Source organism: Peribacillus aracenensis (assembly GCF_025175645.1).
In the GTDB taxonomy this organism is placed as follows: Bacteria; Bacillota; Bacilli; order Bacillales; family DSM-1321; genus Peribacillus; species Peribacillus aracenensis.
Genome location: NZ_JANZMJ010000019.1, coordinates 66,387 through 92,536, shown reverse-complemented (window position 1 = coordinate 92,536; position 26,150 = coordinate 66,387). Strand labels below are relative to the sequence as shown.

Annotated in this window: 22 protein-coding genes; all 22 read right to left on the bottom strand. The window is 39.8% G+C overall.

Annotated elements, in window-relative coordinates; all coding sequences use genetic code 11:
* Positions 1–211 precede the first annotated feature (211 nt).
* Entirely contained in the window at positions 212–430 is a 219-nt protein-coding gene (locus N0M92_RS18440) for an aspartyl-phosphate phosphatase Spo0E family protein (protein ID WP_260287202.1), read from the bottom strand.
* 422 nt (positions 431–852) lie between these two features.
* Positions 853–1,890 carry a methylmalonyl Co-A mutase-associated GTPase MeaB gene (gene meaB / locus N0M92_RS18435; RefSeq protein ID WP_260287201.1) on the bottom strand — a complete coding sequence of 346 codons (1,038 nt, stop codon included), beginning with the start codon at positions 1,888–1,890 and terminating at the stop codon, positions 853–855.
* 79 nt (positions 1,891–1,969) lie between these two features.
* Entirely contained in the window at positions 1,970–4,156 is a 2,187-nt protein-coding gene (gene scpA, locus N0M92_RS18430; RefSeq protein WP_260287200.1) for a methylmalonyl-CoA mutase, read from the bottom strand.
* Complete coding sequence (locus N0M92_RS18425; RefSeq protein WP_260287199.1) at positions 4,122–6,260, bottom strand: acyl-CoA mutase large subunit family protein; 2,139 nt, start codon at positions 6,258–6,260, stop codon at positions 4,122–4,124. Before N0M92_RS18425 ends, scpA begins: the two co-directional genes overlap by 35 nt.
* Before the next feature lie 122 nt (positions 6,261–6,382).
* Positions 6,383–7,933, bottom strand: coding sequence for an acyl-CoA carboxylase subunit beta (locus tag N0M92_RS18420; RefSeq protein WP_260287198.1), 1,551 nt, complete (start codon positions 7,931–7,933; stop codon positions 6,383–6,385).
* Between the two features lie 39 nt (positions 7,934–7,972).
* Complete coding sequence (gene accB / locus N0M92_RS18415) at positions 7,973–8,464, bottom strand: acetyl-CoA carboxylase biotin carboxyl carrier protein (protein ID WP_260287197.1); 492 nt, start codon at positions 8,462–8,464, stop codon at positions 7,973–7,975.
* A 15-nt stretch (positions 8,465–8,479) separates the two neighbouring features.
* Positions 8,480–8,614 carry a hypothetical protein gene (locus tag N0M92_RS18410; protein WP_260287196.1) on the bottom strand — a complete coding sequence of 45 codons (135 nt, stop codon included), beginning with the start codon at positions 8,612–8,614 and terminating at the stop codon, positions 8,480–8,482.
* A 68-nt stretch (positions 8,615–8,682) separates the two neighbouring features.
* Complete coding sequence (gene accC, locus N0M92_RS18405) at positions 8,683–10,035, bottom strand: acetyl-CoA carboxylase biotin carboxylase subunit (protein ID WP_260287195.1); 1,353 nt, start codon at positions 10,033–10,035, stop codon at positions 8,683–8,685.
* A gap of 200 nt (positions 10,036–10,235) precedes the next feature.
* Positions 10,236–10,412: a Spo0E family sporulation regulatory protein-aspartic acid phosphatase gene (locus tag N0M92_RS18400; RefSeq protein WP_260287194.1), complete on the bottom strand. Its 177-nt coding sequence runs from the start codon at positions 10,410–10,412 to the stop codon at positions 10,236–10,238.
* A gap of 515 nt (positions 10,413–10,927) precedes the next feature.
* The gene (coaD, locus tag N0M92_RS18395) at positions 10,928–11,422 is read right to left on the bottom strand and encodes a pantetheine-phosphate adenylyltransferase (RefSeq protein ID WP_260287193.1); all 495 of its coding nucleotides are present in this window, start codon (positions 11,420–11,422) and stop codon (positions 10,928–10,930) included.
* Between the two features lie 363 nt (positions 11,423–11,785).
* Positions 11,786–13,855 carry a (Fe-S)-binding protein gene (locus tag N0M92_RS18390; protein WP_260287192.1) on the bottom strand — a complete coding sequence of 690 codons (2,070 nt, stop codon included), beginning with the start codon at positions 13,853–13,855 and terminating at the stop codon, positions 11,786–11,788.
* Between the two features lie 431 nt (positions 13,856–14,286).
* Positions 14,287–15,564, bottom strand: a complete 1,278-nt coding sequence (locus N0M92_RS18385; protein ID WP_260287191.1) for an acetyl-CoA hydrolase/transferase family protein — start codon at positions 15,562–15,564, stop codon at positions 14,287–14,289.
* Positions 15,565–15,670: 106 nt separating this feature from the next.
* Positions 15,671–16,846, bottom strand: coding sequence for a thiolase family protein (locus tag N0M92_RS18380; protein ID WP_260287190.1), 1,176 nt, complete (start codon positions 16,844–16,846; stop codon positions 15,671–15,673).
* 43 nt (positions 16,847–16,889) lie between these two features.
* Positions 16,890–17,861: an electron transfer flavoprotein subunit alpha/FixB family protein gene (locus N0M92_RS18375; protein WP_260287189.1), complete on the bottom strand. Its 972-nt coding sequence runs from the start codon at positions 17,859–17,861 to the stop codon at positions 16,890–16,892.
* 27 nt (positions 17,862–17,888) lie between these two features.
* Positions 17,889–18,656, bottom strand: coding sequence for an electron transfer flavoprotein subunit beta/FixA family protein (locus tag N0M92_RS18370; RefSeq protein ID WP_260287188.1), 768 nt, complete (start codon positions 18,654–18,656; stop codon positions 17,889–17,891).
* A gap of 358 nt (positions 18,657–19,014) precedes the next feature.
* Entirely contained in the window at positions 19,015–19,956 is a 942-nt protein-coding gene (locus N0M92_RS18365) for an MBL fold metallo-hydrolase (RefSeq protein ID WP_260287187.1), read from the bottom strand.
* Between the two features lie 41 nt (positions 19,957–19,997).
* Positions 19,998–21,302 (bottom strand): MFS transporter, encoded by a 1,305-nt coding sequence (locus tag N0M92_RS18360; RefSeq protein WP_260287185.1) that lies wholly within the window; start codon positions 21,300–21,302, stop codon positions 19,998–20,000.
* Positions 21,296–21,427 (bottom strand): hypothetical protein, encoded by a 132-nt coding sequence (locus N0M92_RS18355; RefSeq protein WP_260287184.1) that lies wholly within the window; start codon positions 21,425–21,427, stop codon positions 21,296–21,298. Before N0M92_RS18355 ends, N0M92_RS18360 begins: the two co-directional genes overlap by 7 nt.
* A gap of 455 nt (positions 21,428–21,882) precedes the next feature.
* On the bottom strand, positions 21,883–22,635 hold the full coding sequence (locus tag N0M92_RS18350; RefSeq protein WP_260287183.1) for an SDR family oxidoreductase: 753 nt from the start codon (positions 22,633–22,635) through the stop codon (positions 21,883–21,885).
* Positions 22,636–22,688: 53 nt separating this feature from the next.
* A complete protein-coding gene (locus N0M92_RS18345) occupies positions 22,689–23,147 on the bottom strand; it encodes a MaoC/PaaZ C-terminal domain-containing protein (protein ID WP_260287182.1) in 459 nt (152 codons plus the stop codon).
* 355 nt (positions 23,148–23,502) lie between these two features.
* Complete coding sequence (locus N0M92_RS18340; protein ID WP_260287181.1) at positions 23,503–24,687, bottom strand: acetyl-CoA acetyltransferase; 1,185 nt, start codon at positions 24,685–24,687, stop codon at positions 23,503–23,505.
* Complete coding sequence (locus tag N0M92_RS18335) at positions 24,688–26,100, bottom strand: OB-fold domain-containing protein (protein WP_260287180.1); 1,413 nt, start codon at positions 26,098–26,100, stop codon at positions 24,688–24,690.
* Positions 26,101–26,150 lie beyond the last annotated feature (50 nt).

Sequence of the window (26,150 nt, the reverse complement as noted above, 5' to 3'; positions counted from 1 at the left end):
GATTCTAAGTCAAAAAATAAAGTAACCATTCCCCGGCCAGGAATAATTACTTCTGTATTAATCGTTCTGATTATATAGTTCAACATTTGAAAAGGTCTCTTTAGTGAGAGCGAGTGTGTTGGATATAGTTCCCTTCATTCGTCCACTGCTTTTTAATCCTTTTCTTTTGTTAGTTCTAATTGTGTTTCCCCCTGTGTTCACCGACACGTTGCTATTTTCTTTGCCTAATATTATAAGAAAGTTTTAGAAAAGTCATAATGTGTTGATCTAATTTTTGACTGGCACAAATGGTATCCTGACTATTTATGCCAGTGGTTACTGCAATCTGGATCAAATCTTGTTTCAGCTTATGGATTTTCTCTTCTAATTCAATTTCTGTAAACATTACAAATGCTCTATTTGTGGACTTTGGATGAAGAAAGCCTTCCATATTACCGATACTCCTTTCTTTGGTATATCATTGAATCAAACTGACTCCATTAGCTTTCAGTTTCCCTAACTGCATATTAGCTTTTTCTATCCGTAGTAGGATATGGTAATACTCTCCCCTTTGTTCTCGAAAAATTCGGAAATAGAACCATTCGAACTTATCGTTTTCAATTAGTCCAACCGAGTCTGACCTATCTCGAGAAACATCCACGGACTTTTTAGTTTCCATAATTTAACAATCTAAACATTTTAGCCCAAATAAATTCCACATGTCCTGATATGTTCTTTCTGATTTGATGCTTTCAAATATAACACCTTTACTCCCATATCATTTGAATTGGTTCTATATTGTTAATGGAGTGCCACAAACGGTGGGTGATGTTTAGTTTTTCCACATTGTTAAGATAAAAGTGTCATAGTTTCTTAACGATTTTGATCATAAATGCTAAACAAGTGTTGTACTGCAAAAGTGGGTGATGCTTGGCCACTGACAATCAATTTCTCCATTTCAGATATTCTCTGTTTCATTATTAGATTTCCATAAAATCTTGTCTTTAACTGGTTTTCAATCATAGAATGCACCCAGTCAATCATCTGTTGTTTTCTTCTCTTTCCAAAAACACCAGTTTTACTGGTTACATCTTTATATTGTTTGATGACTTCCCATATGTGAGGAACACCTTCACCAGTTACTGCTGACACAGTATATGCTTTAGTTTCCCATCCCTCTGTCGCAGGCTGTAAGAAATGAAGGAGTCGATTATATTCAACCTTTGCATTCAAAGCAGCCTGCTTGTTTACACCATCTGCTTTATTGATATAAATGGCATCAGCTAATTCCATTACACCTTTTTTTATTCCTTGCAATTCATCCCCTGCACCAGTCAGCATAATAACTAGAAAAAAATCCACCATGGAACGAACGGTTATTTCACTTTGTCCGACTCCTACGGTTTCAACGATTATCACGTCATAACCTGCAGCCTCACAAACCAGAAGAGTTTCACGGCTCTTTCTTGTGACTCCACCTAGTGTACCACTTGAAGGTGATGGTCGAACATATGCGTGTTGGTGACGAGAAAGTTGTTCCATTCTAGTTTTGTCACCTAGTATACTTCCTTTTGAAACACTACTCGTAGGGTCAACCGCTAATACCGCTACACGGTAATCCTGCTCACAAAGCATCAGCCCAAAAGATTCAATTAATGTGCTTTTCCCAGCACCAGGGACCCCTGTAAAACCGATTCGAATGGATTTTCCGGTATATGGCATGAGTTGTTTCAGTACTTTTTGTGCCGTTTCCATGTGAGTTGTCAGATTGCTTTCTACTAAGGTTATCGTTTGAGCAATAACAGCTCGATCACCATTTAGCACACCTTGCACATAATCATCGACTGTAAGATGTTTTTTTCTTTTAGGAGGAAAATACTGATTTGATTGAGTCCCTTTTCCCTCAGTCATTTCGTAACCTCCTTTTACCATGCCTGAATTCTGTATAGGAAGAGTCCATACTCAATGACACCCCAAGGAAACGAGCTTTTCATTGATTATCACCGAATCCGAGACGACTATTTATTTCCTCAATCACTTGCTGTGCAGCGACTGGGATAACCGTTCCCGGGCCGAATATGGCTGCTGCTCCCTTTTCTAGTAAATAATCGTAATCTTGAAATGGAATGACACCACCAATCACGACGACGATATCATCACGCCCTAAACGTTTCAGCTCTTCTACGACTTGTGGAAGCAGCGTTTTATGGCCAGCGGCTAGTGAACTCATCCCTAGTACGTGTACGTCATTTTCCACGGCCTGTAATGCTGCTTCCGCAGGGGTTTGAAATAAAGGGCCAATATCAACATCAAAACCAAGGTCCGCAAATGCCGTCGAGATTACCTTGGCACCACGGTCATGTCCATCCTGTCCCATCTTAGCGATCATAATTCGAGGACGACGCCCTTCGTTTTCTTCGAATCGATCGGCCATTTCTCGTACATCTTTCACTTGCTCCTCTTCACCAAACTCTGCACTATACACACCACTAATTGAACGAATCACTGCTTTATGCCTACCTAGTGTTTTTTCACATGCTTTTGAAATTTCTCCTAAACTCGCTCTGGCACGAGCTGCATGAATTGCTAACTCTAAGAGGTTTCCTTCTCCCGTTTCAGCTGCTTTTGTGATCGCTTGTAATGCAAATTCTACTTTCGCATCATCTCTTTCTGCACGAAGTTTCTCTAAACGTAGAAGTTGTGAATTACGAACAGCGGTGTTATCAATATCCAAAATCTCAAGGGGCTCTTCTTTTTCTAGTCGGTATTTATTTACGCCAATAATTAATTCTTTACCAGAATCAATATGTGCTTGTCTTCTAGCTGCCGCTTCTTCAATTCTCATCTTTGGAAGTCCTGTCTCAATCGCCTTTGCCATTCCACCAAGTTCTTCTATTTCCTCAATATGCACCCAAGCTTTTTCAAGTAATTCAGCAGTCAGTGACTCCACGTAATAAGAGCCACCCCAAGGATCTAATACATTGGTTATACCTGTTTCATCCTGAAGGTATAATTGTGTATTTCGAGCAATTCGAGCAGAAAAATCAGTCGGTAACGCAATGGCCTCATCCAGAGCATTCGTATGAAGGGATTGGGTATGTCCTAAGGCAGCGGCCATCGCTTCAATACATGTGCGTGTCACATTATTAAACGGATCTTGCTCTGTCAGGCTCCATCCAGAAGTTTGTGAATGGGTTCGAAGTGCTAGCGACTTATCATTTTTAGGATTAAATCGTTTCATTAATTTTGCCCAAATTAATCGAGCAGCACGCATCTTAGCAACTTCCATATAGTAATTCATTCCAATCGCCCAGAAAAAAGAAAGACGTGGAGCAAAGCGATCTATATCAATCCCTGCCCTCAATCCTGTTTTAACATACTCTAAGCCATCTGCCAGTGTGTACCCCAACTCTATATCAGCTGTAGCACCCGCTTCTTGCATATGATAACCAGAGATGCTAATTGAGTTGAATTTCGGCATATGTTGGGACGTATATTCAAAGATATCTGCGATTATTTTCATCGACGGTGCCGGTGGATAAATGTACGTATTACGAACCATATATTCCTTTAAAATATCATTTTGAATGGTTCCAGAAAGCTTCTCTTGAGGTACTCCTTGTTCTTCCGCTGCCACAATGTAAAATGCCATGATAGGTAATACGGCTCCGTTCATCGTCATTGAGACAGACATTTGGTCTAATGGGATTTCATCAAATAAAACCTTCATGTCTAGAATGGAATCTACTGCAACACCGGCTTTTCCCACATCCCCAACGACTCTAGGGTGATCAGAATCATACCCACGATGCGTTGCTAAGTCAAAGGCAATGGAAAGGCCCTTTTGTCCTGCAGCTAAGTTTCGTCGGTAAAATGCATTACTTTCTTCCGCAGTAGAAAAGCCAGCATATTGACGGACAGTCCAAGGTTGTGTTTTATACATAGCAGGGTATGGGCCTCGAAAAAATGGTGCAATGCCCGCCACATAGGCTAAATGCTTCATTTCTTTTATGTCGTTATTTGTATAGATAGGCTTTATATCAATCTTTTCATATGTCGGAACTGCTAATTCTTCAACAGACTTTCCAGAGAGTTTTTCTGCTTGTTTACGCCACTCGCTAAATTCTGTTTTTATTTCATCCTTAAATGTTACTTGGCTGAAATCTGGTTTTGTCATTATGTAAAACTCCTTTCTTCAGTAGGAGTTGACTTAAAAAGTCATAACAATTTAAGTCAGCGTGAACAAACTCAAATATTCCAGCCTCTTTATAGCTGACTTTGTCCTCTTTACTTGGATTACCTGCTAATAAAACCGTTACTTGTTCTGCTTCCTTTTTAATCGACATTGTAAGGGGAATCGCCAATTGTTGATAGGCTTCATCTTTTCCACAAATGATGACAATATCGGCATTTGAAGCAACAGCTGCATCGGCTGCTTCTTTTGCGGAAGCAAACCCATTATTTTGAATGACATCGAAGCCACCCACTCCAAAAAATTCAGCTGCAAAGTCTGCTTGAGCTTTATGAGACGGAATAGATCCTAGGTTTGCTAAAAATACAGATTGACGTTTACCTGTTTTCTCCGCATTTGCATTAACGGTTTGACGAATTTCTTCAAACTGAATGGCACCTCTTGTAGGCTGGATTCCTTTAACGCTAAGTATAGCTTCCGATTTTCTTCCCAATGCCTTTGCTAATTCACCTAACGAAGCTCCTCGTTTCGCTGCTTTAATAGAAGCTTTTGTTTTATTTAATTTTGTAGCTAAACTCTCCACCGATATATCAGCACGACCTTTCACCTGATTAATATGATCATTGATTTGCGATGTCTCATCATTAGCTGACCAATCTCCCACTTTTTCCTCCATATTTACATACATATTTGTACCAACAAAAACATCTTTACAAAGAGCAATATTCCTTATTTTCTTTGAAGCTGTTTGTTGAACCAATTTTTGTGGGAAACCTTTAATCATGGATTGAAAAATACCACCATTTACCTCGGTTTCTTGGAAAAGCTCCCATGCTTTATTTGCTATTTCATTTGTCAAAACTTCAACATACCAAGAGCCACCTGCAGGATCACTTGTCCTCGCAATATGTGCTTCCTCTTTTAATATTATCGAGGCATTACGTGCAATGCGCCGTGAAAAAGTGGTCGACTTTTGTATGGCTTCATCAAAACAACTAACATGAATGCTGTCAGCTCCGCCTACTGCAGCTGAAAATGCTTCAGTTGTTGCACGCAGCATATTTACAAAAGGATCAAAAACAGTTTTTGTCCATGCAGATGTCCGTGCATGCATGGTCATCTTCTGGGCTTCTTCATTTCCGCCAAAGGTTTCAACAATTTTAGCCCAGAGTGTTCTTGCAGCCCTAAGTTTGGCTACTTCCATAAAATAATCAGAACCTACAGAGAACGAAAAACGGATACTGCTTGCAGCCTTATTTATCTCCACCCCCCGAGTTATTAGCGCATGTAAATATTCGACGCCTGTTGCTAGTGTAAAAGCCAACTCTTCTACCGCACTGCCTCCGCCGTCATGATAGACGTTTCCATGGATAAGGACGGTTTGGAGATTAGGGGTATTTTCGATCGCCCATTTTGTTACATCGGCCATTAGTGAATAACACTCTTCCAACTCATAACTCAACGTTCCATTTGTCACCAGTTCCGCTAGAGGATCCATCCCTATACACCCATGCAACTTTCCTACTGGTTGTTCTCCCTGTTCTAAATGGGCGATAAAAAAGGCAAGGATGGGCAATGAATTTGCACCAGCATTAAGGTGGATTGAAACATTTGCAAGATTAATATCTTTTAGAGCATCAGCTACGTCGTTTACCCCTGAAATCGATAATCCTCCTTTACCGACTTCTAACAAATCCTCATTCGGGTTTTTTCCACCCTTGGTCGGTGTGTCAAGGACGATATTTAACGACGTTTGCCCTCGGCTTAGGTCATGCGTTACCACTTCATTAAAAGCTGAGGGTGTCGCAACATTAATTTCCTGACTGATCTCCCACCCACCTGGAAGGATTTTTGTACCACGAGTAAAAGGAGCCTTCCCAGGTAAGGATTGAAGTAAAGGAAGATTGTCTGTATCCTCTTTTCGATACATCGGTTGAAGTAAAAAGCCTTCATAGGTTTCTGTCACAAGCTTTTTTTCAAACGAATCCCCTTTTAGGGAATTTTCTGTTACTTCTCGCCACTGTTCATAACTAGGGATATCAAATTCTGAAAATAGGTCTACTATTTTTTCTGTCATTTTATCTTGCAATAAGTAACTACCTCCATGCTTATCGCTCTCTCCCTTCTATACTTTTTTTATAAATGTAATGAAGAGTGAGGTTCTCCACACTATTTATAAATATGTAGCCCCTCCTCTCTATAGAGATAGGTTTATAAAGGGATATTTCCATGCTTTTTCTTAGGTAATTCCTTTTTCTTATTTTTGAGCATTTCCAATGCACTAGAAATGCTTTTTCTCGTATCCCTCGGGTCAATGACATCATCAACTATTCCATTTGCCGATGCGACGTACGGGTTGGCAAAACGTTCTCGATACTCGTTAATTTTTGCTTGCCTAACAGCCTCGGGATCGGGACTTTCGCTAATCTCTTTTGCAAATAGAATATTTGCTGCTCCTGTTGGTCCCATGACAGCAATTTCCGCATTTGGCCATGCAAACACTAAATCTGCCCCGATTGCTTTACTGTTTAAGGCTACGTACGCTCCCCCGTAGGCTTTTCGAAGAATAACTGTGATTTTTGGTACGTTAGCTTCCGAATAGGCATATAAAATTTTTGCACCATGCCGGATAATTCCGCCATGCTCCTGTTGGATACCTGGGATAAACCCACTAACATCTTCGAATGTTATTAATGGAATATTAAAGCAATCACAGAATCGGATGAAACGAGCACATTTGTCAGCTGAATTAATATCGAGTCCACCAGCCATCATCTTCGGATTATTTGCAATAATTCCAACTGTATCGCCATTTATTCGGCCGAATCCAACGACAATGTTTTTTGCGAATTTTGGCTGAACCTCCATAAAGTCTTGATCGTCAACGATTAAATGAATCACTTTACGCACGTCATACACCTTTGTTCCATCAATTGGAACAACGTCAAGTAGTTCATCGATCCGCTCATCTAATGGAATTTTATTCTTAGGTTCTTTGTAAGCTGGTTTCTTTTCATAATTAGGAGGTAAGTAGCTAATTAATCGTCGAACCTCGTTTAATACTTCTTCTTCTGACGCTGCAGAAAAATGCGCATTTCCACTTACCGAAGAATGAACGTTGGCACCGCCCAAATCTTCACTATTAATCTTGGCACCTGTTACCGACTCTATAACCCTTGGACCAGTAATAAACATTTGACTTGTTTTTTCTACCATGAAAACGAAATCAGTAATCGCTGGTGAATACACAGCTCCACCGGCACAAGGTCCCATAATCACTGATATTTGTGGAATTACCCCTGAATAAATGGAGTTTCTATAAAAGATATGGCCATATCCATCAAGTGATAAAACACCTTCTTGGATACGTGCTCCACCTGAGTCATTCAACCCGATTACAGGGGCTCCATTTTCTGCCGCTAAATCCATGATTTTTGTAATCTTTGTCGCATGCATTTCCCCAAGGGCTCCACCGAAGACGGTAAAATCTTGAGCGAAAAGGAAAATAAGGCGCCCATCAATCTTACCGTAGCCTGTCACAACCCCCTCTCCTGGAGCTTCTCCGGAAGCATATTCAAGACCACGATTCTCAATAAACGGGTTTATTTCTATAAATGTTCCTCTATCTACTAATAAGTCAATTCGTTCTCTAGCTGTGAGCTTCCCACGGTCATGTTGGGCATCAATCCTTGCATCCCCACCACCTAGCTTTACTTTTTCACGTCGTTGCTCCATGATTTCGATTTTATCGAACACATCCATATAGTGGGTTCCTCCCTGACAAATGTTATCTTTTATTGATTATGCTGTTTTTACAAGGAATAGGGGCATACCATATTCAACAAGCTGACCATTTTCTACTAGGATATCAACAATTTCACCACTTACTTCAGCTTCAAGCTCATTCATGAGCTTCATAGCTTCAACAATACAAAGCACGGTATCTACATTTATTTGATCTCCCACTTTTACATATGGTTCAGAGTCAGGTGATGGGGCAGAATAAAATGTTCCAACCATTGGGGAAGTAATTTTATGAATCGATTTGTCCTCAGTCATTGTTGATGTTGTTTGTATACCTTCCTGCTTTTGAACGGGGGCGGCTTCCACTTTCACAGGTGCGACAGCAGTAGTCGCTGGGACTTGTGTTTCTTCGATAAGCGCTACTTCACCGACATTCAATTGTTTACTTATTATTATTTGCTGATCATTTTCACCTTTAATCGTTAATTCTCCAATTGAAGAACGGTCCACTGCACGAATTAATTCTTTAATGTCATTCATTTTAAACATGAGGAAACACTCCTTCTATAATTTAATTTTTATTATTTTTTCTTTACTCAATTCAGTTTTCTTAGAATCTATGAAATCTCCACCCATAGGTTCAGTCCCAATTATCCGGTCATTCTCATCAACAATTACAAAAAAATGTTTTTGCTCCATTATTCCATTACCTCTTCTCTTTACTAAATAACCTAGTGCCACTGCATACTTCAAATCACCACTAATTACTAAGTGGAAACTGTTAAATCATTCATCTCTAAAAATTTTGTATTAAAATTACCAGCTTTAAAATCCGGATGTTCTAATAAGCGAAGGTGGAAAGCTATTGTTGTATCAATTCCTTCAATGAAGAACTCGCTTAAGGCTCGCATCATCCTTGCAATTGCTTCTTCACGATTTTTTCCATGTACGATTAATTTGGCAATCATTGAATCATAAAATGGTGACATCGTATATTCTGGATAAACTGCGCTATCGACTCGGATTCCAAATCCACCTGGAGGTAGGTATAATCCAATTTTCCCCGGGGATGGCATAAAGTTTTTATCAGGATTTTCTGCATTAATCCGGCATTCGATAGCCCAACCATTGATATGAATATCTTCTTGTTTGACAGATAGCCTATGACCTGAGGCAACAAGTAATTGTTCTTTGATTAAGTCTACTCCTGTTATAAGTTCTGTAACTGGGTGTTCAACTTGAATACGGGTATTCATTTCCATAAAGTAAAAATTTTTATGCTTATCTAGTAAAAATTCAATAGTACCTGCCCCTGAATATTGTACGGCCTTCGCGGCTTTTAATGCCGCCTCTCCCATTTTCATTCTTAGTTCTTCATCAAGTGCAGGGGATGGCGCTTCTTCAACCAGCTTTTGATGGCGCCTTTGTATAGAACAATCACGTTCCCCTAGATGCACGACATTCCCGTACGAATCCCCTATAATTTGGATTTCGATGTGGCGAGGTTCTTCGATATATTTTTCTAAATAAACACCTGCGTTACCAAATGCAGTTTCTGCTTCTTGCTGCGCCATTGAAATCGCTTTTTTTAACTCTTCCTCGCATTCAGCAACCCGCATCCCTTTTCCACCACCACCAGCAGTGGCTTTAACAATAACGGGATACCCGATACTTTTTGCTGTAAATATAGCTTCTTCAATATCTTCAATAATCCCATCTGTACCAGGAACGATCGGTACACCCGCAGATTCCATCGTTTCTCTTGCTACAGCCTTGGCACCCATTTTACTGATTGCTTCAGGTGATGGTCCAACAAAAATCATATCGTTCTCAATACATCGTTTAGCAAATTCTGCATTTTCCGCTAAAAAACCATAACCCGGATGAATAGCATCTGCCTTTGTTGCTTGGGCAACACTTAATAAATTGGTTATGTTCAAGTAGCTCTTTAATGATAAGTGTGGACCAATGCAATAGGCTTCATCTGCTAGACGAACATGAAGTGCCTCTTTATCTGCCTCTGAATACACAGAAACGGTCTCAATTCCTAACTCTTTGCATGCCCTTATAACTCGAACTGCAATTTCGCCTCGATTGGCGATCAGTACTTTCTTTAACATTTTGTCCCACCCCTAAGGAAAATTTACGATTAAGACTGACTAGTCGTTCTTGGGATTATATTCGCTACTTCAATTTAATTTAAAAACACTAGAAAGGTTTTTACAATTCAGAAAATTCACAATACCTTCATCCTATCTAATAAATTGTTTTAATTAACGTCTAATACGAAAAATTTGATACCGACAGAGACAATGATGCTTTATAGTGAGCTAATCTCAGCTAGTAGTCTTTTATACGATACAATCTGTTGATCTAATTCTTGAACTGTTTTTATTGTCTCTGGATCCTTAATCCCTTTGTTCATTACTAAAAGGGACATTTTTTTTTGATATCCTTCTATACTCTTTTTTAAATCTAGTGCAGTTTTCAAAAACATGACTATTTCTTCCCTTCTTACATATTTGGCTAATATTTTTGTAAATCATAGTTCGGAAACATTTATACAGAAACTCAACTATGAAATTCAATTAGTGTAACAGGTGAATTCAAAAATTTTAAAAATTAGTTTTTCTATCTATTAATTTAATATGCAAAAAACGTGCCAAATCTAAAAACAGATAAATCATCGCATCTAATTAAAAGCTTTATTCCATTAATGTAAAAATTCATCTATTCAATGTAACTTTACATTAAAGCTCCCAACTGTTGTTCTGGAATGGATTATAGGTAGGAAATCAAATTTTTTCCATTATTTGATACAAAGCAATACAGTGACTCTTGTTTTTTATATTTACCACACCTTTTTTAAAATTCTCCTTTATATCACTTCTTGAATGCGTTAACAAAAAGGTAAGGGAGATGGGAGCCTATAAAGGAAATGTGTTTCGTAGTTTTACTTATAATTTTACTTTTTAGCATCTGTTGAATCCTTCATTGCTGTAAATTGATTCACTAAATATAATATAGGTGATTGAATTTCATTTTTAATGCTTTTTCAACTTCTTCAGGAACTAACTCTGATATATTACCACCATACTTTGCTGCTTCCTTGACTATACTTGAACTTAAAAATGAATATTTATTATGTGTCATCATAAAAAATGTTTCTATATTCTCTTCTAACACTCTATTCATGGAGGTAATTTGCATCTCATATTCAAAATCTGAAACAGCACGCAGACCTCTTAAAATTGCTGAAGCTTTTTTTTCAAGAGCATAATCGATTAGCAATCCACCATAGGATTCTATGACAACATTCGGAATATGTTTTGTTACCTTCCTAATTAATTCACATCGTTCCTCAACAGAAAACAATGGTTTCTTTGAAGAATTGTTTAGTACACAAACATATACTTCCCCAAACACTTTTGCTCCCCTTGTAATAATATCTAGGTGACCATTTGTAATTGGGTCGAAGCTTCCAGGACATACCGCTAACTTCCCCATCTTTATTCCTCCCATATTGGACTCGTATTCGAAAAAAACTCTTGCATAATAACCTAACGAGCTTGCTTCTGTATAAGACCAATAACCGATCGGTTATTTCATAAGGAAACCCGATGAGCGGAGTTGGTTTATTTTATATGTAATAGTTCTCTTGAACCTTGGGTTTATTACCGTTCCAATTTCTTACTCAGTCGTCCATCATACTTCGGCTTACGCACTTCCTGGTTAGCATAAAGAACAAAATGCTCAGCAATATATAAATACTGAGCATTAGTCGGCATAGCATTCTAAATAAGTTACATTCAAAAAAATGGTTTGAAAGTTATGGACCTGTTATTCACACCAGATTAGAATACTAATGCATTACATTAGGGACTTTTCTACAATTTCGGCTATATCCAGCGTTTTGACTTGCTCTTCCACTTCTTTTGCTTTAGTGCCATCGCTAAGCATGGTTAGGCAATAGGGACAATTGCTTCCAATCATGGTCGGTTTCAAACGGAGCGCTTGTTCCGTACGATCAACGTTTACACGCTTCCCCTGGGTTTCTTCCATCCACATTCTACCACCCCCGGCTCCGCAGCACATGGCATCCTCACGGTTGCGTTCCATTTCAAGAACTTGTACTCCAGGGATGGTCTTAAGTATTTGGCGAGGAATATCAAAGATGCCATTGTAGCGGCCCAAATAACAGGAATCATGATAGGCAATCTCTTCCTTGACTTCTTTTGACGGCTTGATTCTGCCTTCTTGAATCAATTGATAAATGATTTCAGTATGGTGATAAACTTCGGCCTCCAATCCGAATTCCGGATACTCATGTTTAAACGTGTTGTAGGCATGCGGATCGATTGTGAGAATTTTTTTGACTTCGTAAGACTGGAAAACCGAAATATTCTCTTGGGCTAACTGCTGGAAGAGGAACTCATTTCCTATCCGGCGCGCTGTATCCCCCGAATTGCGCTCCTTGTTACCTAAAATAGCAAATTTCACCCCTGCTAGATTCAAAATTTTAGCAAAAGATAGCGCGATCTTTTGACTTCGCTTATCAAATGAACCCATCGACCCAACCCAAAATAAATATTCGAATTCTTTCACTTCATTAACGGTTGGTATCTCGATATCGTCCCGCTCTTCACGCCATTTGATGCGTTCTTTCCGGTTAATTCCCCATGGGTTACTTTGACGCTCAATGTTTTGAAAATAACGGGTAGCTTCGTGGGGCATGCTACCTTCAGTCATTACTAGAAAACGTCTCATATCAATGATTTTATCCACATGTTCGTTAGCCACCGGACACTGATCCTCACAATTCCTGCATGTCGTACATGCCCATAATTCCTCTTCTGTGATCACATCGCCAATCAAATTAGGCATTTCAACAGTCGCGGCTGTTTCCTGAGCTGTAGAACCAGACACTACTGCAGTAGGTGAAGCGGAAGAACCAAAAACAAAATTTGGCATCCATGGGTTTCGGGATGTAACAGCGGCTCCTTTCTCGGTTAAATGATCTCTCATCTTCACGATAAGATCCATCGGTGACAAAGTCTTCCCCGTTCCGGAAGCGGGACACATATTCGTGCATCTGCCACATTCCACGCAAGCATACAGATCAATCAGCTGCTGTTGGGTAAAGTCCTCGATCTTCCCAACCCCGTATTCCTCGACGTCCTCATCCTCAAAATCAATCTTGTTTAATTTCCCTACAGGACCGACTTTCTTGAAGAAGATATTGAACATTGCGAATAGCTCATGCGCTTGCTTCGACTGAGGAACGAATACCATGAAGGACAACACGATCAGCATGTGAACCCACCAGAATACATAGAATAGAACAGTCGCCGCTGTCGTTCCTATGCCAGAGAATACCAAGGAAACGAATCCCGAAAAAGGAGCATAGACAAAATCCGGTTCATGCCCAAGCATAACTGTTTCAAAACCCAACGAAAGCAGGATTGATAGGGTGAGAATGGTCAGTCCGTTATAGACAAAAGCTGCTTTTCCATCTCTCTTCCATTGCAATCTCTTCAGCTTCTCCACATAACGGCGGAAGGCGGCATATCCAACGGCACACAACATCAGGAAGGTACTCCACTCCTGAAGAAGACTGAAATATGAGTGTGCGTCCCCGAATGGAAATTCATACCCCTTAATAAATCCTTTGATTACCAGTTCGATTAGCCCTACTTGGATGATCATAAAACCGTAAAATAAGATCAAGTGCATATAGCCGCTTTTCTTGTCCTTAAACAATTTTCGCTGCCCGAACCCATTCACCAATACCGCATTGATTCGTTCTTTCAGATTTAACTCAAATTCCGCTTTTTTGCCGAGCTTCACAAACAGGTAGCGGCTGTATACGACTTGGAGAAATAAGTAAATAGCAGATCCTGTTACTGCTAGAAGCACAATAAAATTAATCAATGTCAACATGATTACAACCCTCGCATTTTTGAATATATTAAATTTCCTTTTTATAGAAATTTTGTTTGTTTAGAAATTTTATATAAGCAAATATAATACTCTATCGTTTAAATAAAGATTTACTAGTACCAAACTCTATAAAAATATGCATTAAAAGTTATATCCACCACAATACAGAGGATCATTATGACTCATTGCTGCAGTTATACATCCTCAATGTGAAATGGCATGGTACACTTCATGAGTTCCCCTTACTGCAGTTAGCTATTCGACCACTAATAGTCCATAATGCACCTTTTAGGTGTTAACTAATTAAAATCCCTGCAAGATTGACCGTTTGCTGAGGATGTAAGTATTTACTATTCAATATAAATTTAACAGTTAATCCGCATAACACGTTCCATTCATTCGATAAAAAGTAAAAACCTTTAATTTGAATGTTATATTTTTCTAAATTCATATTGTAATTGTTCTCGAAAATTAGGGTGAGCGACAGCCAGCAATTCTTCCGCTCTTTGCTTAATAGATTTCCCAAATAAACTGGCAATACCATATTCCGTTACTACATATTGTACATCTGATTTCAGGGATGTGACCTGTGAGACGGCAGGCTTAATGCGTGATTGAGTACCTTTTTTGGCGGTGGAAGGGAGAGCAATGATAGATTTACCACCATTAGAGAGCTGGGCTCCACGAATAAAGTCCATCTGACCTCCCACTCCTGCTATCGGAAAAGGCCCGACTTGTTCCGCATTGATTTGACCTGACAAATCAACTTCCAGCGCTGAATTAATGGAGTGAAATCGTTCCAGCATAGCTATGGTGCTTCCACTATGCGTATAACTCACAGGATGCAGCTCAAATAACGGATTCATATGGGCAAAGCGATATAACCGTTCGGTTCCGGTTAAAGTTGTGGAAACCATTTTATGTTGATCAATTTCTTTATGTTCATTGGTTATCACACCTTTATCCACCAAATCAATGACGGCATCCGTAATAGAACCGGAGTGGATACCTAATCCTTTTTTATTACTCAAGGCGCGAATGATACTCTCCGCGAGGCTCCCAAGACCCACTTGAATTGTAGCTTTATCAGGAATAAGTTCTGAAACAAACTCAGCTATCTTTTGCTCAGCGCTCGTCGGCTCCCCCGATTTGATTGCTAGCAACGGACGGGAGGTTAAAACAAAATAATCTATATCTTTAACATGAACCAATGTATCTCCGTAAGTTGACGGCATTTGGCTATTGACCTCGGCAACAACGTATTTTGCGTTTCGAATCAGGGAATGTGAGAAGTCTACAGATATCCCTAAATTGCAATAACCCTTTTCATTAGGCGGTGAAACCTGAATAAAAGCCACATCCATATTTTCGTTTTCTAGGAATCGGGGAATTTCTGAAAGATTAATCGGGATATAGTCGCAGGAGTGGTTCAGGTAGGCTTCCTTTAATAAGGGAGATCCCAAAAAGGTTCGTATTTGCAGGTTTGGAAAACACTCAGCTTTTGCATAAACACAAGGACTACCTATTATATTGTTATATATAATAACATCGTGTAATCGATCTTTTTGTCGAACTAATTCTTCCAAAAGGGTCTGCGGTTCACTACAAAATGAAGATAAAATGATTTTCGATTTGGACTGAACAATAGAAATCGCTTCTTGTACTGTTCTTTGCCTGTCTTGATAATTCTTCACCCATTCATTTATCATCTTTATATTATCTCCAATCTTATCGATAATAGAGGTTGACCAAATCGAACAATTAAGGGTCAACCTCTAAAACAAAAATATAAAATATGTGGTTTTATATGACGCCTTATAATAATTCCAAAGCAATAGCCATCCCTTGACCGCCACCGATACAGAGGGTAGCCAATCCATACTGCTCTTTTTGACGCTTCATCTCGTAAAGCAGTGTGGTGATTATTCTCGCTCCTGAGGCCCCTACAGGGTGGCCCAAGGCAATAGCCCCACCATTTACATTCAATTTATCCAGATTAATGTTCAGGTCATGAACCACGCCTAGGACCTGGGCAGCAAAAGCTTCGTTCAATTCGATCACGCCAAAATCACCCAGATTCATGGCATTTCTGGCCAAAAGCTTTTTCACGGCTGGTACGGGTCCTAGTCCCATGATGTCAGGTGAAACACCTGCAGTTGTCCAATCCAAAATTTTTGCCATCGGTATTAACCCAAGCTGGTTCGCTTTGCTCCTTGTCATGAGAACCATCGCACTAGCTCCATCATTTCTCCCGCATGAATTTCCTGCAGTTACGGTACCGCCTTGCTTGAAGGCTGGTTTTAGCGATGCTAACTTTTCTATTGAAGTTTCACGGGGGAATTCATCTGTATCAAAAAAAATGGTTTCTTTCTTCTTTTTTACTTCAACAGGAACTATCTCATCTTTAAACCTGCCTTCATTTATGGCCTTAGCTGCTTTTTGTTGACTTGAAAGTGCAAAGGCATCCTGTGCTTCCCTAAGGATCCCATATCTCTCCGCTACGTTTTCTGCCGTCATCCCCATCCCCACATTGCCCCAAGTTTCCATAGGTTGTTGACCATTTTCCAAATTCGAATCTACCAGAAACGGATTTCCTTCACCAAATCTAGAATTACGTAAATAGATGGGTGCCCTGCTCATGTTTTCTGTACCACCAGCTATAACCACACCGGCTTGCTTGGAAGTAAGCTGCTGGACACCAGATGCTACAGCTTGCATTCCCGAACCGCATAGGCGGTTAATTGTAAAAGCCGTCGCTGTATCTGGAATGCCAGAACGAAGCGCTGCTACTCTGGCCACATTCGAAGACTCCGTAGCTTGTCTCACTTCACCCATTACCACTTCATCTACCATTTCAGGGGCAATCCCAGCTCTTTTTATAGCCTCTCTAATCACAATGGCCGCTAGGTTACTTGAGTTTATATCTTTCAATGCCCCACCAAATTTCCCAGTCGCAGTTCTTACCGCTGATACAATTACTACGTCATCCATACTCCCTTCACCTCTTGTTCTTTTTACTCTCCCTCTACCAAAACTAAACAGTGGTCAATATTTTTTTAAATTCTTCCGTCAATAACGGAACTACTTCAAACAGGTCTCCTACAATTCCGTAATCCGCTATCTGGAAAATAGGAGCTTCTGGATCTTTATTGATGGCGACGATGATTTTGGAATTCGACATCCCGGCTAAGTGCTGAATAGCACCGGAAATCCCACAAGCAATATAAAGATCAGGGGTTACTACTTTCCCTGTTTGTCCAATTTGCATGGAGTAATCACAGAATCCAGCATCACAAGCGCCGCGTGATGCCCCTACAGCACCGCCTAAGATTTCCGCCAATTCTTGAAGCGTCTTAAACCCCTCCCCGCTTTTGACGCCCCTTCCGCCAGATACGATTACCTTTGCTTCGCTCAGGTCGACGCCACCTGCAGTCTTTCGAACAATATCTTTAATTACGGTTCTTAAATCTTTAATAACAGGATTATATGAAATTATTTCCGATTGCACGTCTTTGACTGAGATTACAAAATTATTGGCACGAATAGTAGCAAATATTTTCCCTTGATTAAACACCTTATCCTGGAACGCCTTTCCAGCGTATATTGGTCTAGTAAAGATGACAGTTCCATCTTCGATAGAAACAGCCGTACAGTCCGAAACAAGTCCTGCGTCTAATCGTGCAGCCACCCTCGGGGTTACATCTTTTCCGATGGATGTATGTCCCATTAATACAATATCCGCTTCTATTTCTTCAATTAACTGAGTTAAAGCTTGAGTATAACCATCCATTGTATAGACATCTAATGCTTCATCTTCAACCACATACACTTTTTCAGGACCATACTGGCTTACTTCTCCAACAAAATGGGGTGCCGTGGAACCGAAAATGGCGGCTGATACTGCCCCCCCTTGTGCTACTTGCCGGGCTACCGTTAAAGCTTCAAGAGATACATTACGCAGCTTTCCATCTTTGATTTCAGTCAACACGAGGACATTTTTACTCATTTTACTCATCTCCTTTTACAAGAATAGTTAAATTACTTTCGCTTCTGTACGAAGCAATTGAATTAAATTACTAACCTGTTGGGTAATTTCTCCCTCTAATACTCGACCAGCTTGCTTCTTTTCTGGCAAATATTGATTACGGATTGAAGTTCGAAGAACTAACTCACCTTCTGTCAAATCCAAATCCTCGACAGACAAACATTCAACCGTTTTTTTCTTGGCCTTCATAATCCCGGGCAGGGAAGGATAACGTGGCTCATTTAATCCTTGTTGAGCTGTAGCTAAGAAAGGGAGACTAACCTCAAGGATTTCCACATCCCCTTCTACATCTCTTTCGATAATCGCCTTACTTTCTTCAATAGTCAGTTTCATAATCGTGGACACATGCGGGATTCCTAAGACTTCAGCAACACGAATGGCTACTTGGCCAGCTCCGGAGTCTACTGCCATATTCCCGCCAAGGATTAAATCATATTCTTTTCCGTTAATGGCAGCAGCAATGATTTTAGCTAAAGCATATTCATCCACTTCCCTGTCATCTAATTCGACCATCAGTCCCTTGTCCGCACCCATCGCCAAAGCTGTGCGAAGTGCACTTTCCGCCTGATTTGGACCAACAGTCAAGACCGTAACTTCCGCCCCCAACTCTTCTTTGATTTTTACAGCTTCCTCTACCGCATATTCATCATACGGATTGATGATAAATTCCACTCCATCCTCGTTAATGTTGCCATTATCGATGACAATCTTTTCTTCGGTATCAAAGGTTTGTTTCATTAGTACTAAAATGTTCACCCTCATTCCCTCCTAATCACATGGTTTTAAACTTTCATTTAATATCAAGCAATTTTCGTGCCAAAAAAACATGTATGTTTGAACCTTGTAATTGTAGGAATATACTTAAATGATATACAGCATTGGCTCCATTCCAATGCATTATTACATTGGTTAAATAGAGATGATGTCTTTTTGCATTATAATGAAAAAACAACTATCAAAACTTTTGGAAATATTATTATAAAAACAAAAAAAGGAAGAATCTATTGATTCTTCCAATCCAGAGTTGTTAAAAATGTAGAGCAATAGCGCTCCATTTTCTTGTTCATAAGCTTCCATCTTCAATCAAGACTTGCAATCTAATAATATTCTATGCTTAGGGTAAAAAATATATTACCCCCTGTCTTTCTTCCTTCCTTATGCACCCAATAGAATCCATATATGTTAGATTAGTAATTGTCTGTAGAAAGGGAGCAGCACTGACACGATCCGTTATCCGTCTGTTTCCATAAACGTTTTGCGAAACTTCATACGCGGTACTTCCTTCTTTATGAATTAAGCCTTTGATTTTCTCCCACTTTTTCCTATAATGGACCCTCATATCCGTAATTCGTCCAGCTAGATTGTCAATCCGCTCTCCATGTCCCGGCAAAACATATAATGCTTTATATCCATCAATACGAGCCAAAGAATTAAAGTACTCTTTTAATGAATTATCTCCATGCTGTTCAGTTAGGACAATAGAATTAATTGAATTTAATACATGGTCTCCAACAAACAGAATCTTCTCCCTTCGGTTATAAAAACTGAAATGATCAGGAGAATGTCCAGGTGTCCATATGGCCTCAAACATCAAATCCCCCAACTTAATCTCCGAACAGTCTTCGAATAATAAATCAGGCTCAAAATCATAATCCTCTAACCTACGCTGAAAACCTCGTTCGGGTACCTCCGGTCCGCCATGTACGCTCAGAAACGAAAAAATGGGATTTAGATTTGGATTCAAAATAAAGGACTGGATTTTTCTCAACTCTGTGTAACTTTTTTTCGACATCCAAATCGGAACATGAAGCTGATGCTGAAACCAGCCTGCTAAACCTACATGATCTGGATGGGCATGTGTCAGGACCACCTTTTCCACAGGTATGCCATCGGACAGAATTCTTGTCCACAATGCCTTGGTTTCCTCCGTGTTATAGCCGGTATCGATAATTGTATAACCATTTTTTCCTTTGATTAAATAGCAATTCACATACTTCATTCTGATCGGAATGGGGTTTTTGACTTGATATACCACATCCGTGATTTTCGTCAACATACAATCCCCCTACTCCTTTTTTTGCACAACATACCCTGACTTCAGGAGCGATACCCAGGCTCATCGGTAGACTGAACAGTAGAGATAAAAGCTTTTCCCTGCAGCACTTTCTTTTCGTTATAGAAAAGGGCAAGTCCCAGCAAACCACCGACAAATGCAAGAAAAGAGAAAACATAATAAGCATAATTGAAAGAATCTGTTATTTGAAGCACAAATCCTACTAAAATAGGTGCGATAACTCCTGCAAGTGAACCGCCCGTTAATACCAATCCATGCACTTTTGGTACATCAGCAACTTCAAACAAATCTATTAAATGCGCTGGTACTAGCCCTATCGCACCACCAACGAAAAAGCTGGCCAAGGAAAAGGATACTAAGCAAGCGATAACTGAGGGAGTTATTACAGCGTAGGCAATAGTAGGAGCCATCGCAAAAAGTGAAAAAGCGAGCCACGGGCTTTTATACCCCTTACCTGTATCTGCCAAGCGGCATAAAATAAGGGTTCCCATACCCATAGCAATCCATGGTATGGACGAATTCACTCCAGCCTCCATAATATTGGAACCTCGGGCTTGAATAAAGTAAGTTGGAAGCCAATTGACGTTTGCCCAAAATACCAGTGTGAATACAAAATAGGTCAGAGTAATTACCCATACCCATGGATTCTTTAATAACTGGATAACTGTCGACCCTTTCGAATCAGATACCGCATCTCCTCTAAACTGGGCTTGTGAGGACTCGATAAGCTCTTTTTCCTCTTTGGTTATTAAAGGATGTTCCTTGGGCTGATCCCGCAAGATTCGCCACGTTATTATAGCCATAATAACTCCCAGACTTCCAAAAATATAAAAGATACTGCGCCAGCCAAGACTACCGATAATGCCAACACTTATTAAATTCCCAATAACAATCCCTATCGGCACTCCAGTTATCCAAAGTCCCGAAGCTAACCCCCTGTCCTTGGGAAGAACCCATGCGCTGATAATTTTATTTGCGTTGGGGAAAAAGGGACCTTCGAGTATGCCAAAAATGATCCTTGCTAAAAGTAGACTTACGAATGACCAAGCAATGCCAGTAAAGATAGTAGCAATCGACCATCCAATCAATGATACTGTAATTATTACACGGGAAGGAAACCGCTGAGAAAGAAGGCCACCTGGAAAGCTGGAAAGTAGGTAACCAAAGGTAAAACCGCTCATAATTATCCCCAATTGCGCCGGGTTCAAGCCAAACTCTTTTGATATAAGAGACGCGGATACAGAGAAGTTGACTCGGTCAAAATAGGCGACCACCGCAATAAACAGTATCCAAAAAACTGTTATCCAACGAAAATTTCTTTTTAACATCCGAACTTTCCCCCATTCTTCTTACCACTTTCAAACGTTAATTTAGTAATCGTTGCCCCATCCGGATTTCCTAATAATTCAGCAACACGATCGTCTTCTTGATCCGCTCCAGAGTCTACAGCCATATCCCCGCAAAGAATGAAATCATATTCTTTATCGTTAATCGCAGCAGTAACGATTTTGGTTAAAGGATCATTTACGAAAGCATTTCAGTAAATCAGCTTTAATTCTCCTATTATTCAGAAATTTAAATATACAATCTTAATCTACCCAAAATTTATTAATACATATGAAAGTTAATTGGCAATTGCACTATGATGGTATGATACCTCTACAAATTTAGACTTCTCCGGTAGTTATTAATATCCTACGTATTCAGATACTCTTTTCTCAAAGAAAGTTTTAATACCTTTCTGCAAGTCATGGTTATATAACAGACTAAACGATGCAGAATTTCCACCACAATGTATCATGCTCTAAAATTGGGAGGGATCTTCATTATATTTTGATTATCTGTATATCGACCAACTCCCGACTTTTAGGAGTTGTTCTATTCTTGACCGGTAGTTTCTCTTGGGTCTTATATATTTCGCGCTCCCAAACTCTTTCCGCCATCTACATGAAGTACTTGACCAGTAATATACCTAGCTTCTTCAGATATGAAGAACAAAACCGTATTAGCTATATCATGAGGCTTCCCGATGATTGGTGTTGGCTGTGCCTTTATGAGACTTTCTTGAATCTCAGGTTTGAGACTGCGGATCAAAGGCGTATCAATTAACCCTGGGGCAATACAATTCACCGTTACATTAAATTTGGCAAACTCTAGAGCCAGTGCACGAGTTAAACTAACCAGACCACCCTTAGAAGCGGAATAATTGGATTGTCCTACTTGACCCAGCCATGCACGGGATGAAATATTTACAATTCGGCCGTAGTTGTGTTCTTTCATTTGTTTCAAGACAGCCTTGGAACAAATCCAGGCACCTTTTAAATTGACATTAAGAACGAAATCAAAGTCTTCTTCAGGCATTTTTAAGATTAAGTTATCTCTGACAACGCCTGTATTGTTAACCAGGCCATCTATTCTTTGAAATCGGTTGATAATGGTATCAACCATCTGATTCACTTGTTCGGTATCCGTAATGTCCGCCTGCAAACCTATCGCCTCGTACCCGTTTTCCCTTAATCGATGTGCTACTGTTTCTGCTTTCGTTAAATCAATATCATTGATCACTACTTTGGCTCCACTTTCTGCCAGTTTGGTTGCAATTCCTTCACCAATACCGCTTCCAGAACCAGTTACCAATATAACCTGGTCTTTAACATTCACTTTCTAACAACTCCTTTCAGTTCTAATGGTTTAGTATTTAATTAATGATAATCTTAGTTTGCGGGGACTTGTTCCGGCATTCTTTTCATCATGATGGTCATTTTTCCTTTTTGAACGACTTCTCCACCTTGATTGATTAACTCCACTTCCCGAATCAATACCCCGCGGTCAGGTTTAGATGTTTCTCTTTTTTCAACAATCTTCATTCGGAAATGAACAGTATCGCCGATAAAAATAGGTCCTGTGAATTTCCATTCTAATCCTAAAAATCCCATTACTGTTCCATCAAAAACTCCGATTCGCGTAACTAAACCAGAAACAAATGACAGCCCCAAAATTCCATGAGCAATCCGACCTTTATAGATACTCTCTTTGGCATATTCCTCATTTGTGTGAAGTGGATTATAATCCCCTGTCAGACCGGCAAAAGATACGATATCCGACTCAGTCACCGTTCTTCCAGGACTAATGAACTCCTCGCCAATCTCAAATTCTTCAAAGTATTTTCCCATCGCTTTGCACTCCTCATATATTAGTAGAAAGGGGCTTTTAGAAGAACTTCTGCTTGTTCGCGTTTCTTTCAGTTTCCTATCAAATAAATGTTTCATCCTTATATTTGAATGGATGTTGCAAATTCAAAATAATATAAATGAATTAATGGTCGGGAAGTCATCGGTCTAAGGTGTCTGTCCGCTTCCCAAAGCTCAATAAGGGAGATCAGATTCACGTTGTTAAATCTATACTGCTGAAAAATCGTCTACTCCCGATCTGTTCGACCGCTGGTCAATTGATTAAGCTTCTATCTTAAATTTTTCTTCCAATTTTCCCACTCAAGTTTTCTAGAAAACTTTTTAATTACTTTATAAATTAAGATAATTCTTTTCCTACTATCGAAATGAAAGACACACATTGCATTGGAGTTCCGCCCAGGTTATGGGTCAAACCAATTTTTGGATTGTCCAACTGCCTCTTTCCGGCCTTTCCTTGAAATTGTAAGTACATTTCATATAACATTCTCAGGCCGCTTGCTCCAATTGGATGGCCAAATGACTTTAAACCACCATCGGGATTGACTGGAAGTTCCCCCTCCAATTCAAATACGCCATTTAAAACATCTTTCCACCCTTGCCCTCGTTCACTAAATCCTAAATCTTCATATATGACTAATTCTGTTGGTGTGAAACAGTCATGTACTTCGGCCATGCTAATTTCTTTTCTAGGATTAATAATACCCGCCTCTCGATAAGCAGCTTCGGCAGCAGCAATATTTTCTTTAATGGAAGTAAAATCAAAATCTTGACGGAAACGCCCATCTCCAGGCCCTGAAGCAATAGAGAGTGCTTTTACATACATTGGATCCTTGCGATATTTATGAGCATCTTCTGTTCGTACAATGATAGCAGCTGCGGCTCCATCGGCTACCCCTGAGCAGTCCATTACTCCTAGCGGAGCACATACCGATGGTGATTTTGAGATTTTCTCCATTGGGACTACACGGCGATATTGGGCTTTGGGATTTAAGGAACCATTATAGTGATTCTTATAGGCAATTTTAGATAATACTTCTCTTCCTTGTTCATCCGTTAATCCATATTTTTTAAAATAAGCAGGTGCAAGAAATGAGAAAGAAGCAGGGGCTGAAATATTGGGAGCTGTCCCATCACTTGGTGGTCTTGGAATATTCAATCCACTAAAACCTGAGTCTTTTAACTTCTCCACACCAATCGCTAAAACAATATCATAGGCTCCTGAAGCAACAGCATAACATGCATTTCGAAAAGCCTCAGAACCTGTTGCACACATGTTTTCAACTCTAGTTACAGGAATAAATTGTGTTTTTAGTGGTCCTGACAATGTGAATCCTGCATAACCAGATAACATCGTTCCCAGCCATGCAGCTTCAATATCAGTTGGTTCGATTCCTGCATCACCAAAAGCTTCATAGGCTGCTTCTACTAATAAATCATCAACACTTTTATCAAAATGCTCAGCAAATCTTGTACAGCCCATTCCGATAACGGCTACTTTATCACTGATTCCCTTTCTGCTCATTTAGACACTCTCCCTTTCCCTGATTGGCCGTGCTTTCCAAAAATAGTTACTAATGCCTTTGGCTTCAAAAAGACGTCTAAACGTCATTTCTACATTCATGCCAATCTCAATTTCTTCCGGGCTGCAATCCGTCACCTCACAAAGAATTCTCCCACCATTGTCAAAATCCACTATGGCTGCAATGATTGGAGAAGCTACTGAAGCAGCTAAATGATCTATGGTAAAGGTCGTAATCTTTGCGGATTGTCCGAAAAATCGGTAGTCTTCCATCTCATCCTTTGCTTGGCATTGTATACAAACCCGCTGCTTAGGAAATTGCGGAGTCCCACATATACGGCATTTTGAACCTGTAAAGGAAAGGTTTTGATGAGATCCTCTATATAATGCCGGGGCTGAAGGACGGTCCGTTTCAGCTCTTCTTGGCGGTTCAATTTTAATAATTTCTCTCCATTTGAGATAATCGCTGTATAAGACTTGATCATTTTTAACTTCTAAATGTCCTTTGACGCCCTTTCTTTCCTTCAACCCACAAATGGCATCAGTAACTTCAAGAAGGATAAAATCCAAGCCTTCTGCAAATGCCAATACAAGTAGTTGATCACCAGGCTTAGCGTTTTCTAACGCTGAGACGAGCATCATCGGAGCATGGGCATTTCCAGTTGCTCCAACTACCTCCAATAAAGGATCTTGAATTTGTTCCTTTTGGAAACCAAGAGCACTTGCTGCCTGTGTATGAGAGCGCTTTCCCTCTCCGGAGATGATTACTTTCGTAATGGACTCGACTGTACGATCATTTTTTTCCAGAAACGGTGGAAGAGCTTCCTTTATCTGTTTCAAAAAGGATGTAGAACCAAGTCTTTCTTCCCAATTCTGTGTAAAATCGTCCTTTTGGCTTCTCCACTGACTAATGATATCTCCTTGAAGACTTCCAGCATCTACTATGTTTGCAATAACATCTTCACCGCTCCCGATTAAAAAGGATGCAGCTCCTTCCCCAAACCATAATTCGTTTTGTCCACTAGGTCCACCAATTCGGCAATCCGCAGTAATAACTAGAGTTTTCTCCTCCTCTTTTGCAGCCATCAATGAAGAGGTTCCGCTTCTTAGTGAAGAAGCGGATTCAATTCCTCGAACGTTCTTCTTTAAGTTTAGTGCTGCTGCAATAGTAGGAACTGACCCTTTTTCCTTGTATGGTGAGCTGGTTGTTGCAAAATAAACCGTATCAACATCTTGAGGATTTACATCCTTCAAACAATCAAGAGCAGCTTCAACTCCCATGGATACACTATCTTCATCATAACCAGCGATGGCCTTTTCTCCGCTAAGACCGGACTTCCCAAAAAACTCACCAATTTTTTTTCGTTGGAGTCGATTATATGGGATGTATGCCCCATAAGAAATGATTCCTTTCATTTTCTTTTCCTCCTTTCAGATGATCCACTCATAAAAATGTTTTCAGTCTT